Source organism: Blochmannia endosymbiont of Camponotus sp. (genome assembly GCF_023586365.1).
Taxonomy (GTDB): Bacteria; Pseudomonadota; Gammaproteobacteria; order Enterobacterales; family Enterobacteriaceae; genus Blochmanniella.
In genome coordinates this window covers 216,035-234,439 of record NZ_CP097759.1, presented here as the reverse complement: position 1 = coordinate 234,439, position 18,405 = coordinate 216,035, and the positions used below count along the sequence as shown (strand labels likewise).

Sequence of the window (18,405 nt, the reverse complement as noted above, 5' to 3'; positions counted from 1 at the left end):
GAATTAAATTACTTTCATAATAATAAAGACTCTCTATGATAATAACGTTGCAATTGCCCTTTATATAATATTTAATTTAAATAAATTGATATGAATATTTTTGACTTATTTTTAGAAACTAATATTTTAGTACAAATTAGTATATTCGTATTAATTGGGTTTTCCGTTTTATCTTGGAGTATTATCTTCCATCGTGTCTTCGTGCTAAGTTCAGCACAGCGAAAATTAAAAGTATTTGAAAACGAATTTTGGTCTGGAATAGATTTATCTAGTTTATATCAAAAAGCTGCAGCTCGTCGTAATACATTAAATGGAGTTGAACAAATTTTTTACGTAGGTTTTAAAGAATTTTCTAAGTTATATCAAACAAAACATTGTTCACCTGAAACAATGATGTCTAGAACCCTGGATAATATGCATACTGCAATAAATATAGAGCTAAAATCGTTAGAAGATTATATTCCATTAATAGGTACAATTGGATCCGTTAGTCCATACCTTGGTTTATTTGGAACCATATTAGGGATTATACACGTTTTTATAGAACTAGGTAAAACAACGACTAACAATGTTGCCACTCAGATGATTCATATAGAAATTATTGCACCAGGTATTGCGGAATCATTAATTTCTACAGCGATTGGCTTGTTTGTAGCTATTCCAGCGGTTATAGCATTTAATTACTTAACTGCACAAATAAACAATATGGATCAAGATTATAACAACTTTATAGAAGAATTTATTACGATTCTATATCATCAGATTTTTTTTAATATTGATTCTGCGTTAAACAAGGAAAATCAATATGAAGAGAAAACGTATCAGAAACACGATTAAGTCTGATATTAATATCATACCGTTTTTAGACATATTACTAGTTCTTTTAATGATCTTTATGTTAATACCATCTAAATGGATACAAAGCTTTGAAGTAAATCTACCAAATAGTCAAGTAACACCAAATATTATCAATAATGAAAAACTTATAATTACTATTGAAATTTTAGGCATGGGATTTTATAATCTCATTATTAATAATAAACATGTAGAGAAAGTGCGTTTAGACCAAATTTCATCAGAGATAAGTTATCAAACACACATCACTCCTAATATAACGTGTCTGATAGCTGCTTCAAAAACTGTAGAATACGACGAAATAATTAAAGTATTGACTTTATTAAATCATATCGGTATACACTCAATTGGAATGATAACAAATCCTTCTATTTGAATACGTAACGACACTCTTACATAACTGGGATGATAATTATTAAATTTGTTTAATAAATATTACAGAAAATTTAGATCCGCTGTTATGATATCAATCATTGTGCATGTGATCGTTTCTTTGTTGCTATACAAACACATAATGACAAAACAACAACGATACGCTACTAAAATAGATAATAACAAAAATTCAATCAATACCTTCATTCAAAACTCTAATCCGAAAACAGAAAAAAACAATAATCAAAATCAATCAAATCGATTCAAAATAACAGAAACACAGCCTCCATTAGCGGGACCAACGTTGTCCAACACCCCTAAAAAGAACAATCAAAATACTGTAGAAAAAAATGTACTAATATATGATAAATTAAATTATCAATCTCATGATTCTAACGAACTCAATAATTTACTGAATACATTAATTAACAAAAAAAAATCTATGGAAAATAACAAAGAACTTACATTAAACTTAACAACAAAAAAAAATGATAATAAAAATAATATTTCAAACGAAATTATTAAAAATAATGAAATTAATATATATAAGCGTATGATCAGCGAATCAATACAACAAAAATTTTATAACTTTTCTCATTATGTTGGTAAACAATGCAATCTACGCATCAAATTAGCACCTGACGGTACGTTACTATCAGTAACCGCTATATCTGGAGATTACGATCTATGCCAAGCAGCAGTCATTGCCGCTAAATTAGCAAAAATTCCTAAACCACCAAATTCAGATATTTACGAAATATTTAAAAACACAATATTAAATTTTTCTCCTCAATAAACAAAATATTTACACATTTACAAAATAATAATAATATGTTGGTTCATTAAATAATCTATTTTCACTATAAAATTTTCATGTATTTAATAATTAAAAAAACTCATAAACTACCACATTGGTTGCAAAAAATATTTTTATCAATAGTGTTAATTATATTTTCATGGAAACCTGCTCTACTTGCAGATATGCATATCGAAATTACATGCGGAGTAAATGCTGCACACCCCATCGCTGTAATACCTTTTATATGTGTTAGTAATCAGCATAACAAATCAATATCAATTGAAGATATAGCATCAATAATAGCTGCTGATTTACGCAATAGCAGTAAATTCAATACCATTCCCGTAGAATATTTACCACATAAACCTACCAAAGTATCTGATGTCATCCCAACTTTTTGGGAGAAACTGGGTATTAACATTATTGTATTGGGAACAGTACATATAAATTACGATGAAAGTTATATTATTTCATATCATTTAATAGATACTTCTAGCAATCCTGCGTTAATAATCTCAGAAAATCAATATTCAGTAGAAAAAAAATGGCTACGCTATGTAGCCCATACTATAAGTAATGAAATTTTTGAAAAGTTAACCGGTATAAAAGGTGCATTTTGTACACGTATTGCTTATGTTTTGCGCATTCATAATAATCAATATCCCTATGAGTTATATATTTCTGATTACGATGGTCATAATCAAATTTCAATTTGCCGATCGACAGAACCATTAATGTCTCCAGCTTGGTCTCCCGATGGAAAAAAAATTGCTTATGTTACTTTTGCCTCCGGCCATTCAGAACTTATCATTCAAACATTAAACACCGGGGTAGTTAATAATATTGTTAGTTTCCCAAACCATAATGGCGCCCCTGCTTTTTCTCCCGACTGCAAAAAATTAGCTTTTTCTTTATCTAAAACAGGTAGTTTAAATTTATATATTATGGATTTAGAATCTGGGACAATTAAACAATTAACTAAAAATAGAAATAATAATACCGAACCTAGTTGGTTTCCGGATAATCAAAATATAGCCTATACTTCAGACCAAGGAGGCAGTCCACAAATATATAAAATTAATGTTAAAACTGCTGAAACTCAAAGATTATCTTGGCTACATACTAGTAATCAAAACCCAACTGTTAGTTCAGACGGGACATTCATAATCATGGTGAATAGACATCAAGGCAAACAAAATATTGCTAAATTAAATTTATTAACTGGACAAGAAGAAATATTAACAGATACACTGTTGGCTGATACTCCTAGTATAGCTCCCAATAATACCATGGTACTATACAGTAGTATTAATAGGAATTTAACAGCAACATCCAATTTAGAATTAATCTCTATTGATGGTCATTTTAAAGCTCATATACAAGGAGATCAAGGAGATATAAGATTTCCAACTTGGTCCCCATTATATTTAGAATAAGATAAATAACTATTTTCATTACAATTAACAATTTAAAAATAATGAACAATGGATATATAAATGAAACCAAACAATTTTTTTAAACAACTAATATCCGCCATAAGCATGAGCGTGGTGATGACAGCATGTTCCTCATTATCTCAATACGATACTGCTACTCCTAATCAAAAAAATATTGGATTAAATCGTTTTAAACATACTAATATGAAAAATAATAGAGTAGTCGATGAACAAATACAATTAAAAACACAAGAATTAAAATCCAGTAATGTTATTTATTTTCCTTTAGATCAATATGATATCCCTTCTAAGTTTTTTTACTCATTAAATATCCATGCAAATTTTTTATATAACAATCCATCACAACACATTAAAATTGAAGGTCATGCTGATGAACGTGGCACTCCGGAATACAATATTGCATTGGGTGAACGTCGAGCTAACTCTGTAAAATCATACCTCCAAAGTAAAGGTGTATTATCTGAACAAATATTAACTATATCTTATGGTAAAGAAAAACCAGCTGTATTAGGACAAAACGAAGAAGCTTATTCTAAAAATAGACGTGTTGTATTAATATATAAATAATATCCATATGATTAAATTCATACTATTTTTATGTAAACTAGATGTAATCATCATACTGATGATACATTTTAATATTATAAATAATAATATCGTATATGCTAAAGATGTAAATCATAAGATAGATAGCAATCAACGCATCAATCAATTACATCAGATATATGACGCACATAGTCAATGCTTAATTCAAATGCAACAACAATTATCTGAAAATCAGAGAGATATTGATATTTTACGTGGACATATTCAAGACATACAACATCGCATATCAGAAATTATAGATAATCAACTAGCATCACAACATACCAATAATATTCCAAATAAACACAACAATGCACGCTATTCTAACAACATTCCTGATAAATTATCTAGTTACTCAGACATTCAAAAATCCAAAAAAATAAATAATGCAACGATAATAGATGTAGATACTGCATATAAACAAGCAGTATCATTAGTATTGGAAAAAAAACAATATAATCAAGCAATAGAGGCTTTCCAGAATTTTATAAAAAATCATCCAGAATCAATCTACCAATCGAATTCGCATTATTGGCTAGGACAGCTTTATTATAATAAAGGTAACAAACATGACGCTGCTCATCATTTTGCGTTAGTCGTAAAAAATTATCCTAAATCATTAAAAGCATCAGATGCATTATTAAAAATCGGTATTATCATGCAAGAAACAGAACAAAAAGACAAAGCCAAGACAATATATAAACAAGTAGGCAAATTATATCCTAATAGCACTGCAGCAAAACAAGCTCAAAAACGTCTAATACACCTATCATAATAAAAACTACTGTTTAAAATAAATTTTATATCTCTCGTACATTAGAAAATATAAGACAAATAAAATCTACTTTAATTTTTTAATTCTAGTTAACACAAAGTTTTCTATTCTAAAATAATAGAAACCACAACCTTATACATACAATTCAAACTATTTAACCAATTGAAGCGATCTAATCAACTCTTATCACTATGATATATTATTTTATTTATTTTTGACAATACTCTTATTATATTTTATATAAAAATGCGAATATCTGGAGATAACAGATATTTTTAATAGAAACAATATAATCTAAATATAATTCTATGTATATAGATATCACAATTTAATATGTGTATTATTGCGCACACAATTAATTAGGCTAATTTATTATATTAAATATCATATTTAATATTTAAAAAAAATTCAATTAATTTATATACTAATCAAAAACACATACTTATATAATATATGAGTATACTCATGTTGCTCGCAACAAAATTAACGAAAATACTTAGAACAAGTAAATGTTCTCTTGTTTAAAAAATATTTAATATATCTACAATCTTTATAAAATCTGTAGATTTGATTACTCAAGATGAATATTTATGATAATTATATAATTCAAAAATAATCACAAACAATCATAATAGATGTAAAAACAAAAAATCCTATCTTACGTTATTTGCCTTCACTCTTCCCTATTCTATTATACACTTTACTTGAAAAACAAAGTACATTATAAATTTTGAGGATTATCAGCGATAAAATCTGACAAAACAAACATAAGGAAAGGACAAAATACAACAAAAGTTTTTGTGTTTTTATTACACTTATAATAAGACAGAATCAAAAATTTTATTATTTTATAATGATAAAACTTGTGTTTATACTTATAAACAACATACTTAAACGACAATTTTATCAGATTGTGGTTTCTATGTTCTTAATGCAAATATAAAAAAACAGATTTATTCACATAAATTTACTATTAATCTATAATAAATACATAAAAAATTAAATTTACAAAAATTATGCTTTACCTGATTATCACTGTATCAGGATAAATAATTTTGTTGTATATTCATTTTCAATGCAACGATATAATATTAACCCACATAGGACCCTGTCCTGATGAATAACGAGACAACATAGTTAATTTTCCATTATCTGAATCAATTTCATATAAAGAGATATAATTTGATTTTTGACCTGCGACCACTAAAAACTTTCCTTGACAATCAATTGCAAAACCACGCGGCTGTTCCTCAGTGAGTTGATAACCAACAAATTTCAATTTTTTTGTCTTTTTAGATATCTCCAAACAACTAATAATATTAACAGATCTATCAGAACAATATAACCAACGTCCATTAGGAGTGATATGTATATCAGCTGCCCAACATCTGTTAGTGCTGATGTTTTTAGGAATTATACCTGCTGTTTGAACGATACTTGGAATTTTTTGAAAATTATCATATTTTATAACATCAACAGTACTCGTTAATTCATTAACGACATATGCGTAACAATCAAAACCATAGAAAGTCATATGACGCGGGCCAGAACTAATATTAATTTTAATAAAACATGGATCGTATGGTGTTAACATTCCAAATGAATTTATCTTAAATAACCTAATAGCGTTTTCCTGTAGACAAGGAACCCAAAGTAATGTTTTGAATTTATCTATATTTGCAGAATGACACCCTAACAGACCTTCTATACTTTGTATAGGACTGCTAAGAAGCATTCCTGACATACTTATAGGGATCACACTCACTGTGTGATCCCTATAAGATGTACAATACAAAAATTCACCCTTTTTGTCGCTAATCAAATGAGTGGGGCTACTGAAGATCTCAATTGTCCCATTATCTGTTAACAACCCTGTCTGATTGATACGATAAGTAGTAATTCCAAAATTGGGACGTATTCCAACATATAAAAATCGTTTATTAGGATGCACCGCCATAGGTTGCGCATGTCCGGGAGTATCTATGACCTGCATTAATTCTAATAGCCCATAAATACTGTCTAATTTCCAAACGTGAATTTGCTGACTTTCCGGGCTCGCTACATAAACAATTTGTATCATATATTTATTCATTTTATAACGGGTATATCAAATATAAATTAAAATACATACTGTATACAACCGTATTTTAATATAGAACTACAAACCTATTCTAATTTTATATAATTCATAAAAATTATCACTTTAAACTATACCAGAACAAAAAATATTATTCGTATATGCATATATTAACAATTTAAGTTGATTTCAATATTACGTATCATATAATTAAATAGCCGATCTAAAACAGCAGTATATAATTAACTTCATATATTCGTAAACAAAAAAATAAGAGAAAAAATTATGCATATAACTAAATTGGTTTTAATAAGACACGGAGAAAGTCAATGGAACAAAGAAAATCGATTCACTGGATGGGTTGATGTAGACTTATCAGAGAAAGGACGCGATGAAGCAAAATGCGCTGGTAAAATATTAAAAAAAAATGGATTTTTTTTTAATTATGGGTATACTTCAGTATTAAAACGAGCAATTCATACTTCATGGATTATATTAGATCAATTAAATCAAACATGGCTGCCAATAGAAAAATCTTGGAGACTAAATGAACGTCATTATGGGGCACTGCAAGGATTAAATAAAGATGAAGCTATAAAAAAATACGGTTATGAAACAATTCAAAAATGGCGTCGCAGTTTCAACGTTACTCCTCCAAATGTTTCTGAAAATAACCAGTTTATCGCAACAAATGATAATCGTTATGCTAACCTCAGTGCTGATGAATTACCCAGTAGTGAAAGTTTAGCGCTAACCTTAAAAAGAGTAATCCCTTGTTGGAACCAATCCATAATACCTCGTATCAAAAAAGATCAAACAATTATTATTGTTGCTCATGGAAATTCCATCCGCGCTATAATAAAATTTCTCAATCACTTAAACGAATCAGAAATATTTCAAATTAATATACCAACAGGTGTTCCACTAATATATGAATTTGACAAGAACGCACATCCTATTCAACATTATTATTTAAAATAATTATTAAAGAATAGTTTATTTTTTTAGTTATTACTTTTGATAAAATAAAATATGCAATTATTTAATGTTCATTTGAACTTCGCGCTTATTTTTAAAATGATGTTATGAAACATTTTGTTGATCACATGATTTGCTTGCGATATAATGCACATAAAATTTTTTATTTCAATTATTTTTTAAGGTGATAAGTATGGATCGATTTCCCCGTTTTCAAAACACAGTATCAGAACGAGTTAATAACGCAATACAACCATATATCTTGCAAGTGTTTGGATGGATGTCTTGCGGATTATTGTTAACAGCCTTTGTTGCTTGGTATGCTTCCCGAACTCCAGCAATACTTCAATTATTATTTGCCAATCAAATAATATTTTTTAGTTTAATTGTTGGTCAACTAGCATTAGTATTTGTTCTGTCTGGTATGGTAACACGATTAAGCGGTTCTTTAGCAACTACCTTATTTATGTTATATTCAATGTTAACAGGTTTAACTTTATCCAGTGTATTCATACTGTATACTACGTCATCTATATCTAGCGCGTTTGTCGTAACATCCGGTATGTTCGGAGCAATGACATTATATGGGTATACCACTAAACGAGATTTAAGCAGTTTTGGTAATTTATTATTCATGGCTTTAATTGGTATAGTACTGGCCTCAATGGTCAATTTATGGTTGAAAAATACAGCTTTAATGTGGCTTATTACATATGTTGGTGTTATTATATTCGTTGGTTTAACTGCGTATGATACTCAAAAACTCAAATCTATAGGAGCATCTTTATCTATAGATAATCAAGATCAATTTCGCAAATACTCGATTATAGGAGCATTAACTTTATATTTAGATTTCATTAACTTATTTTTAATGATAGTTCGTATTTTTGGAAATCGCCGTTAACAATAATAGCTGCATTACCACAGCAATAGATCGGCCTATTTGTTTAGATAAATAAATAGGCCGATCTATTGCTGTGGTAATGCAGCCAAATTTTCTAAGATAATGTACTAGACTTGAAATAAAAACTTCAATATATCTCCATCCTTCACACAATAATCTTTACCTCCATAACATATTTTACCAGCTTTCTTTACACCTAATTCTCCATGATAAAGAATAAAATCATCAAACTTAATAATTTGAACACGAATAAAACCCTTTTTAAAATCACTATGTACTTTATTAGCTGCTTCTAATGCAGTCATTCCCCCTACATATATCCAAGCACGTGTCATATGTAAATTAATAGTAAAAAAAGTACACAAATCCAACACAGAAAAAATGGCACTAACCATATCATACAATATGGTTGTTCGTGGTTTCATAGTTATTTTAACATGATCATCTCTATTATTTAACAAAGATAACATTGCGCAACATGAGATTAATGGTATGCCATCATTAGATGCAAATGCGCTCAATTTATTTAAATAAATATTATTCGCAACAGATTTTTCGTCAACATTAGCAAAATAAACAATTGGTTTATTAGTTAGAAAATTAAATTTTTCAATATGCGTTCTTTCTGTCTTAGAAAAATGTACCCTCCTCAAAAAAACTCCATCATATAAATAATCCAAACATTTTTTTAATACGAATAACTGCTGTTCAATATTTTCGTTAATAAGTTTATATTTTTTTTGTAAATTGCAAATACTTTGTTCGCACTGCAAAATATCAAATAATATAAGTTCAGTATTAACAATCCCCACATCTCTACAAGGATCTATATCATTAAAAACATGAGCAATTTGGTTGTCATCAAAACAACGTACCACATGACACAATATTTTTGTTGTTCGAATATGATTTAAAATTTTGCTCCCTATCCCAATACCTTGAGCGGCTCCTTTTATTAAACCAGCAATATCTACAAATTTAATCTTACCATGTATTGTTTCATGTGACGAAACAATATCTGTTAATTGATATATACGCAGATCAGGTATTTGAACCACAGATATATTGGGATGAATGGTACAAAAAGGGAAATTAGCTATTTTAACAGGCGCATTAGTCAATGCACTAAACACAGTAGATTTGCCCACGTTCGGTAATCCAATAATACCACAATCAATCTGCATAAAATTTTTTAACAATCAAAAAAAAATACATATTTAAATTCATGTGCAATCAATATTTTTATAATTAAATTAAATATTTTTTAAATTAAAATTTCCGTAAAACGTCAGGATTATGGCCATGCAGCTGATTCATGACTTTAATAAATTTTTTATTAACTATACTTTCAGTATGTAGTATTGCTTCATTAATTATATGGTCAATCCTATATTTCTCATAAATAGTCGGTTTATTTAACACAAAATCAATGACTTTACTTTTTTTACCAGGATGCCCTATCCCAATACGTAAACGATAAAAATTATATTTATTGTGAAGCTTAACAATGACATCCTTCACGCCACGATGACTGTTATTCATGTTTTTACCTAATTTAATACGCATTACACCAGGTGGTAGATCAAGATCATCATGTGCAACCAATATTTCCTGTGGACATAACTGATAAAAATCAACACATTTAGATACTGAAAGTCCATTATTGTTCATATACGAATCTGGTATTAATAAATGCACAATATTGGTTTCTAATTTTAACTGCCCAATATATCCACACAATATAGTATTTTTATTTAGTATCACTTTATATCTTGTTGCTAAAGATTTGACATATCTGGAACCAAAATTATGCCTAGTATTAAAATAACTTGTTTCAGAATTTCCTAATCCAGCAATAAGCTTAATAGTCATTATTAATACACCACTACGCAATTTTATAAATTTAAAATTTAATTAACCCCAATATATACGTTAAAAAAATATTTTTACTTGAACACACGTATTTATATATATATAAATCGCTCTAATATTTTCATCATATATACTTTAATATTACACTAAATCCTCTATCATTAAAACAACAGTAAAACGATTAACATGCAGAAAAAAACACAATATTTATATATATCAACATTCTTAAATATACAAACATAATCTTATTAATGATCAAACATAGCAGAAATTGATTCCTCATTGCTAATGCGCCGAATTGTTTCAGCAAGCATACCAGATAAAGTTAACACGCGCACATTAGATAAAGATTTTATTTTTGGTTTTAACGGAATAGTGTCACAGACAACAATTTCATCTATCATAGAATTTTGAATATTCTCATAAGCATCGCCAGAAAAAATTGGGTGGGTAGTGTACGCAAACACTCGGCGAGCGCCTCTTTCTTTCAAAACATCTGCAGCTTTACACAATGTTCCTCCAGTATCAATCATGTCATCTACCAATATACAATCACGATTACATATATCTCCAATAATATGCATAACTTGAGAAATATTAGCGCGTGACCTTCGTTTGTCTATAATTGCCATATCAGTATCGTTAAGTAATTTTGCAATAGCACGAGCACGCACTACCCCTCCAATATCTGGGGATACTACAATAGGATTATTAAAATTTTGTTGCATCATATCTTCTAATAAAATTGGACTCCCGAAAACATTATCCACTGGCACATCAAAAAATCCTTGTATTTGTTCAGCATGTAAATCTACCGTTAAAATACGATCCACTCCTACATTAGATAAAAAATTTGCTACAACTCTAGAAGTAATCGGTACTCTAGCAGATCGCACTCTTCGGTCTTGACGAGCGTACCCAAAATAAGGAATTACAGCAGTAATTCTAGCGGCTGACGCGCGTTTTAATGCATCAACCATAACAATCAATTCCATTAAATTATCATTTGTTGGAGCACAAGTCGATTGAATAATAAACACGTCTCCACCGCGCACGTTTTCATTAATTTGAACACTTACTTCTCCATCACTAAAACGACCAACAGCAGCCTTACCGAGATTAATGTATAATCTATTAGCAATACATTGGGCTAATTCTGGAATAGCATTTCCAGTAAACAGTTTCATATTCAGGAACATCTCATAATTTTATCTTTTCTAATACTATTAAGTATCTATATAATTAATATAGGCGATGATAGTAAGACATTTTACTAATATAAGAAAATTATAATACTATATGTAGTATATTTTAATAATTTTTGATGCAATGGAGATAGATTTATTCCTCGTGTTATAATACTGTTGATCCATGATGGTAAACAACTTTGAATTTGATAAGCAAGGTGTTCAGTCTTGAATTCAGAAAAAATACAAGATCCTGTTCCTGTAAGTCGTGCTAATGCGAATTGCGACAAACATGCAAAAAAAATTTTTACTTCAGGAGATATTTTTTTTATAATTTCTTCGAAATCATTATGAAATGAAACAGACAATAACTCTCTCATTGAACGAGATGGAGAATAACAATGATTCTCTAATTCATACATTTGAAAACCCCACGCAGTACTAATTTGAATTGATGGAACGAGAATAAGGTACCATTTGTTAGGCACAAAAACTGGTGTTAATATATTTCCAATACCTTCAGCAAATGCTGAATGCCCGTACAGAAAAACCGGCACATCAGCTCCTAACATCAAACCTAAATGCATTAAAACATGTTTGTTCAAATAACAGCGCCATTGTTGATTAAGTACCATTAATACAGTTGCTGCATTAGAAGAAGCGCCCCCTAAACCAGATCCAATAGGCAATACTTTATCAAGAAAAATATCTGCACCGAATGCCGGTTTTTTATTTGGCCAACAATAATGTTGTAATAATTTTGCTGCTCGTATAATTAAATTATCACAACATACCAAATCGTTCATAATAGTAAATAATCTAATTCTACCATTATTTGTTACAAGTATTTCGATCGTATCACCATACTCAATAAATTGAAATAATGTCTGCAAGTAATGGTATCCGTCTGCACGACGCCCAGTTACATATAAAAATAAATTAAGTTTTCCTGGAGAGGGCCATTGATAATTCATCGTACATTCCAATTATTAATTACTAACTTAATATGATGTTGATCATAATACGCATCCAAGACTTTAGGTAAAATTGGTACGCTATTAGCATAATAACGACGATAATATATAGATATATTTTTATTGTCATAACAACAATTTACATGAGATAGACAACCGATAGCATTCAGATTATATTCCGTATCACTACCAGGTAATCCAATGATCCATTGTTGTAATTGATTCAAAAAATAGTTAAAATCTATAACCCATTTTTGTATTTCATTTTTAAAATCCTCATTTTGATAAATTATACCATTTAAAATACAAACAACTCCATTTTCTACAGATATAGAAATTATAGTTAACCCAAAAATATTAAATAATTTCATGCAATAATTATTATCATTATTATGAATCCAAATAAACCTAAAATGCATCTTCTTTTGGTGATTAACTGAATAAATAATAGTACCTTGTGTTTGGTAATAAAATATCCGGGATATTGATTTCTTATGATTATTCCACATACATACTAATTTATCTTCATACAAACCAAAATTATGATGATAAACACAAGAAACACAGATCAACATCACTACACCAAACACTCGAAAACACCTATGTTGATACATTTAAATATTAAAATTTAAAAAACTATTTGCAAAAACATAAATTTTATTTATTCCATTCACCTTAAAACTCACATCTTAAATATAATCACCTATCTACTAATCAAGAGAAATAATGTTTTAAATTATCTAAATGTGTATTAAATTTAATACTTAACATTTTTAAACAAAAACACACAATTTTTTTCTATTTAATTTTTTAAATCTCAATACTTTAATTTTCACTATTTATTCAAATATCCATATGCATACATATTAATTTATTACATAAATAATCATAATGATTAAGTATCATTTAAACTAATAAAAAACTTGGACATTGTTTTAATAATATTAATTATATACACAAATACAATCCTTAATGACTGTTACAAATCTATTTAATAATAAATATTCATCACTCACAAGGCGCATATGTTGCAAAAAAATAAAAAAATAAATTATTGTATAAATACAAAATATATGATATCATTCTGGTATGTTGCTACTTTAATATTATTTATAAACAAAAATGTATAGTTCTATTAATATTTACATGTAAATATGGTCTAAATATAATTTATGGCGTATAAAAAATCGATAATATCTTCAAAAACGCAATATATACTTAAATTATATTGGTAATTATTGGTGTTACCAATTTTTATCTAAATAAAAACCCGCCTCTCCTTAAGATAAAGATATATGAATCCTATCATTATCAAGAAATTAATAGCTTTACAAGAACGTTTTAATGTATTAGAAAAATTACTTAGTAAATCTAATGTAATTGATGACAAAAAACGTTTTTGTACTTTAGCTCAGGAACACGCTCGATTATCTGAAATAGTTATTTGTTTTGAACGTTGGTTAGATATAAAACAAGAAATAACTAATACAAAAAAATTGCTTACAGATATAGATATGCACGATATCGCTCAAGATGAGCTAAAAACATTCTATTTAAATCAAAATAATATTGAAAAGAACTTAAAAATACTATTATTACCCACCGATTCCAATGATAAGCTAGGTTGTTTTATTGAACTACGAGCTGGAACTGGCGGAAAAGAAGCAGCAATTTTTACGGGAGAATTATTTCGAATGTATGCTCGTTATTCAGAGGTTCGTCGATGGAAAACGGAAATTATCAATGCTACTTATGGAGAATGCGGTGGTTATAAAGAAATTATCGCCAAAATTCCTTATAGAGGCGCATATAGTCTCTTAAAATTCGAATCTGGAGGACATCGCGTTCAAAGAATACCACATACTGAGTCTCAAGGCCGAATTCATACTTCCACCTGCACAATCGCTGTAATTCCAGAGATACCAGATATTGAATTACCTAGTATTGATCCTCATGACTTAAGAATCGATAGCTTTCGATCATCAGGTGCCGGAGGACAACATGTAAATACTACCGATTCAGCAATCCGTATTACCCATATACCAAGTGGATTAGTTGTAGAATGCCAAGACGAACGCTCACAACATAAAAATAAAGCTAAAGCATTATCAGTACTGGGTTCGCGATTGCATGCTATTGCAGTGAAGCGTCGACAACAAGAAGTATCTTACACCCGACGTAATTTGCTAGGTACTGGAGATCGATCTGATCGCATTCGCACATATAATTTTCAACAAGGTCGAATTACTGATCATCGTATTTCTTTTACATCATATAAATTAAATGAAATAATGAACGGAGAATTAGATATCTTGATACAACCTATTATCAATCAACATCAATCCGATCAACTTAATAAATTATTAGAGTTAGAATAATGACATGGGATCAATGGTTAAATTGGGCCAATTTAAAACTAAAAAAATCCATCAGCTCAAAGAGAGATGCAGAGATTATTTTAAGCCAAGTTACCAAAAAATCTCGTACCCAATTGTTAGGATTTGGAGAATCACTATTAGAATATGACACTATTATTCAGTTAAGATCTTTAATCTATCGAAGAAAAAAGGGAGAACCTATAGCTTATCTCGTTGGTTCAAAGGAATTTTGGTCCTTAGACCTTAAGGTTTCGCCAGGTACATTCATTCCTAGACCAGATACTGAATGTTTAGTAAAACATGTATTTGATCTATTAAAAGTATCTCACCTAAATGTTTTAGATCTAGGAACTGGAGTAGGCACAATAGCTTTAGCTCTTGCATCAGAACGACCAAACTGGAATATTACAGGGATAGACTGTCAAAAACAAGCATTATTTCTTGCTCATAGAAATAAGCTTTTACTTAATTTTAAAAATGTAAAATTTATATATGGAAATTGGTTTAAATATTTAAGGAAGAAAAAATTTAATCTTATTGTTAGTAACCCACCATATATCGATAAAAATGATTCATGCTTGCAATCTAGCGATATGTTTTTTGAACCTAAAAATGCATTAGTATCAGAACAAGAAGGCTTAGAAGATTTAACAATAATTTGTAAATATTCTACTCAATATTTACGCCAGAATGGATGGCTGGTTTTGGAACATGGATGGAATCAAGGAAATTATATGCGCACGTTATTTTTCAAATTTGGATTTACTCATATCCATACGATACGTGATTATCATCATTATGAACGTGTAACATACGGAAAATGGAAATCTCATTAGAAAATTACGTTAACAAACACAAATAAATAGTACATATTTAACTGACAGAATAATGTGAGTTAAATAAATAAATTAAAAACCAATAAAAAATCACAAATTAAATGACCGTAAAAACAAGATATTTATATCTATAAAAAATCATATTTCTTTGCTGTATAAATATTTAAATTCAACTAATCTTTTATATTAAAATAGATTTACTTGATTAAATTATAGCTAAATAATGATCATTACGTGGCTGATATACTATGGCGTCTTCAATAAATATTAGTACTAATATTAATAAATTTACAATTTTATGATCTTAAAATTAAAAAATATTGGAAATATATACATGCAACAATTAATAGTCAAAATCTCTGACATACAAGTATCCAACAATTTACCGTTTGTATTATTTGGAGGGATGAACGTTTTAGAGTCACGAGAAATAACTATGAAAGTTTGTGAGCATTACGTGAACATAACTCATAAACTTAATATACCGCATATATTTAAAGCATCTTTCGACAAAGCAAATCGTTCATCAATTGACTCATATCGTGGACCAGGATTAGAAGAAGGTTTGCTCCTACTTCAAGAATTACAGAAAATATTTGGAGTCAAACTTATGACTGATGTACATGAAATTTACCAAGTAAAAACTGTATCAGAAGTAGTAGATGTACTACAGATTCCTGCGTTTTTAGCTCGCCAAACTGATTTAATCGCATCTATTGCTCAAACTGGTATGCCAATTAATATAAAAAAACCACAATATATGAGTCCTACACAAATTGTACATATTGTTAAAAAATGTCGTTCATTTAGCAATAAAAAAATTATTTTATGTGAACGAGGAACTTTATTTGGTTATGATAACTTGATAGTGGATATGTTAGGATTCAACGTAATGAATCACGTTTCCAAAGGCTGTCCGATAATAGTAGATGTTACGCATGCTTTACAAAGACGTAATCCATTAAGTCCTATTTCTGGAGGAAGAAATATACAAATTTATGATATAGCTAGAGCTAGCACAGCAGTAGGCATAGCCGGATTATTTCTTGAGGCACACCCCAATCCTCATAGCGCTAAATGTGATGGATCTTCTGCATTACCCTTAAATCAATTAGAAAATTTTTTAACACAAATGAAAGCTATTGATGAACTAGTCAAATCTTTTTGAAATCACATACTTAAAATCTTAAATTAATAATACAAAAATTTTCTAATTGGAAATTATTTTTTTTAAAAAATATACCTAAATTTTATATTTCATGTAAAAATCTTGAATGGATTTTATTTTTAATGCAATTAGGAATGCTTACAATTTTTAAAATTACTATAATCATGATGATATCTGTTTAAAAAATTTTTAATCAAAATTTAAATATATAAATTTAATAATACAAAATATACTAATTATAGTAAAAATTATCATACATACGGTATGGCTAAATCAAACACTTAATGTTTTGACAATTAAAGTTTACTAAGATCAATACCAATTAATAAATAAGAATATAATCCTAAAATAACTTACAATATAAAAATTAACTCAAAAATCATAAAAAATAATATTTATTGATTTTCTAAACTTTGTTGAATATCTATCATTTTTGTTATCATCTAAAATTTTATTATTATATAGATTTTGAACTTTTATTCATGTCCATCAATATTATCATATTAAATGACAATTGTTGATGGATTATATTTATATTACGTATATCATAACTTATTATGATTAATACGTTTACTTCTATAAAAAACCATATTAATAATATTGCAATCTTACATCAGTAAATGTATCAAGAATTATAATGATAAAATATGATTATTTAAATAAACAATATAATACGATAAAGCATATGAAACACTATAAAAGTAGTACCTTGTATCTTTATATAGTAAACCAAAAATAGATATATATTAGTTACCTATAAATATTCATTTTATTTAAAAAAATCTAATGTGTTTTATTTTAAATAAACTTAAACTATCTTGCATTTTATTAGATTTTTAATGTATGTTAATGAACAATTTAAATACAGAATTACCTTGATTTAAAATATTAAATGTATTAAATAATTAATTAAAAAATTATTATCTATTTTTAAAAACTCATAATCTTTATAAACTCAAGATAGCAAGAGTTATTAATCTGCTACAAATAGACTGATCAAATCCAAAGACAACATAACTACTGATTATAAACTCCAGCATTTGGTAAAACATAAAAAAGAATCCACTTCTAAATATGAACCTCTATACACTTCTTATGAAATATATATGTATTAATTAAAAATTAATATTATTATTAATCATTTAAAACACATCAATTAAATTAAACATAGTTTTTAGAATTTTATAT

17 protein-coding genes are annotated in these 18,405 nt (G+C 28.2%); 11 read left to right on the top strand and 6 right to left on the bottom strand.

All coding sequences use genetic code 11. From position 1 onward, the window contains the following. Positions 1–90: 90 nt before the first annotated feature. From tolQ to ybgF, 6 genes are all read left to right on the top strand, one after another. Entirely contained in the window at positions 91–837 is a 747-nt protein-coding gene (tolQ, locus tag M9407_RS00975) for a protein TolQ (RefSeq protein ID WP_250237302.1), read from the top strand. Further along, on the top strand, positions 806–1,231 hold the full coding sequence (locus M9407_RS00970) for a biopolymer transporter ExbD (protein WP_250237301.1): 426 nt from the start codon (positions 806–808) through the stop codon (positions 1,229–1,231). Before tolQ ends, M9407_RS00970 begins: the two co-directional genes overlap by 32 nt. Before the next feature lie 84 nt (positions 1,232–1,315). Continuing rightward, entirely contained in the window at positions 1,316–2,023 is a 708-nt protein-coding gene (tolA, locus tag M9407_RS03320; protein ID WP_320411917.1) for a cell envelope integrity protein TolA, read from the top strand. A 119-nt stretch (positions 2,024–2,142) separates the two neighbouring features. Next, positions 2,143–3,462, top strand: coding sequence for a Tol-Pal system beta propeller repeat protein TolB (gene tolB, locus M9407_RS00960; protein WP_250237440.1), 1,320 nt, complete (start codon positions 2,143–2,145; stop codon positions 3,460–3,462). 60 nt (positions 3,463–3,522) lie between these two features. Then, a complete protein-coding gene (pal, locus tag M9407_RS00955; RefSeq protein ID WP_250237300.1) occupies positions 3,523–4,050 on the top strand; it encodes a peptidoglycan-associated lipoprotein Pal in 528 nt (175 codons plus the stop codon). 7 nt (positions 4,051–4,057) lie between these two features. Continuing rightward, positions 4,058–4,843, top strand: a complete 786-nt coding sequence (ybgF, locus tag M9407_RS00950) for a tol-pal system protein YbgF (RefSeq protein WP_420022291.1) — start codon at positions 4,058–4,060, stop codon at positions 4,841–4,843. A gap of 1,072 nt (positions 4,844–5,915) precedes the next feature. Here the strand turns inward: ybgF and pgl are convergent. Further along, the gene (gene pgl, locus M9407_RS00945; protein WP_250237298.1) at positions 5,916–6,923 is read right to left on the bottom strand and encodes a 6-phosphogluconolactonase; all 1,008 of its coding nucleotides are present in this window, start codon (positions 6,921–6,923) and stop codon (positions 5,916–5,918) included. A 282-nt stretch (positions 6,924–7,205) separates the two neighbouring features. Here pgl and gpmA point away from each other — a divergent pair, with 282 nt between their 5' ends. Together gpmA and M9407_RS00935 are read left to right on the top strand one after the other, a co-directional pair. After that, positions 7,206–7,901, top strand: coding sequence for a 2,3-diphosphoglycerate-dependent phosphoglycerate mutase (gene gpmA / locus M9407_RS00940; RefSeq protein WP_250237297.1), 696 nt, complete (start codon positions 7,206–7,208; stop codon positions 7,899–7,901). Between the two features lie 190 nt (positions 7,902–8,091). Beyond that, positions 8,092–8,802, top strand: a complete 711-nt coding sequence (locus tag M9407_RS00935; RefSeq protein ID WP_250231063.1) for a Bax inhibitor-1/YccA family protein — start codon at positions 8,092–8,094, stop codon at positions 8,800–8,802. A 107-nt stretch (positions 8,803–8,909) separates the two neighbouring features. On the opposite strand, the gene ychF is transcribed toward M9407_RS00935, so the two are convergent. From ychF to lolB, 5 genes are all read right to left on the bottom strand, one after another. Continuing rightward, entirely contained in the window at positions 8,910–9,986 is a 1,077-nt protein-coding gene (ychF, locus tag M9407_RS00930) for a redox-regulated ATPase YchF (RefSeq protein WP_250237296.1), read from the bottom strand. Between the two features lie 85 nt (positions 9,987–10,071). Continuing rightward, positions 10,072–10,674 carry an aminoacyl-tRNA hydrolase gene (gene pth, locus M9407_RS00925; protein WP_250237295.1) on the bottom strand — a complete coding sequence of 201 codons (603 nt, stop codon included), beginning with the start codon at positions 10,672–10,674 and terminating at the stop codon, positions 10,072–10,074. Between the two features lie 248 nt (positions 10,675–10,922). Further along, a complete protein-coding gene (locus M9407_RS00920) occupies positions 10,923–11,873 on the bottom strand; it encodes a ribose-phosphate pyrophosphokinase (protein ID WP_250237294.1) in 951 nt (316 codons plus the stop codon). Positions 11,874–11,947: 74 nt separating this feature from the next. Then, a complete protein-coding gene (gene ispE / locus M9407_RS00915; RefSeq protein ID WP_250237293.1) occupies positions 11,948–12,835 on the bottom strand; it encodes a 4-(cytidine 5'-diphospho)-2-C-methyl-D-erythritol kinase in 888 nt (295 codons plus the stop codon). Further along, a complete protein-coding gene (gene lolB / locus M9407_RS00910; protein ID WP_250237292.1) occupies positions 12,832–13,449 on the bottom strand; it encodes a lipoprotein insertase outer membrane protein LolB in 618 nt (205 codons plus the stop codon). Before lolB ends, ispE begins: the two co-directional genes overlap by 4 nt. Positions 13,450–14,130: 681 nt before the next feature. Between lolB and prfA the strand changes: the two genes are divergently transcribed. The 3 genes from prfA (at position 14,131) to kdsA (ending at position 17,217) form a co-directional block, all read left to right on the top strand. Next, positions 14,131–15,213: a peptide chain release factor 1 gene (gene prfA / locus M9407_RS00905; protein ID WP_250237291.1), complete on the top strand. Its 1,083-nt coding sequence runs from the start codon at positions 14,131–14,133 to the stop codon at positions 15,211–15,213. Then, positions 15,213–16,049 carry a peptide chain release factor N(5)-glutamine methyltransferase gene (gene prmC / locus M9407_RS00900; RefSeq protein ID WP_250237290.1) on the top strand — a complete coding sequence of 279 codons (837 nt, stop codon included), beginning with the start codon at positions 15,213–15,215 and terminating at the stop codon, positions 16,047–16,049. Before prfA ends, prmC begins: the two co-directional genes overlap by 1 nt. A gap of 334 nt (positions 16,050–16,383) precedes the next feature. Continuing rightward, the gene (gene kdsA, locus M9407_RS00895; protein ID WP_250237289.1) at positions 16,384–17,217 is read left to right on the top strand and encodes a 3-deoxy-8-phosphooctulonate synthase; all 834 of its coding nucleotides are present in this window, start codon (positions 16,384–16,386) and stop codon (positions 17,215–17,217) included. The last annotated feature ends 1,188 nt before the right edge of the window (positions 17,218–18,405 follow it).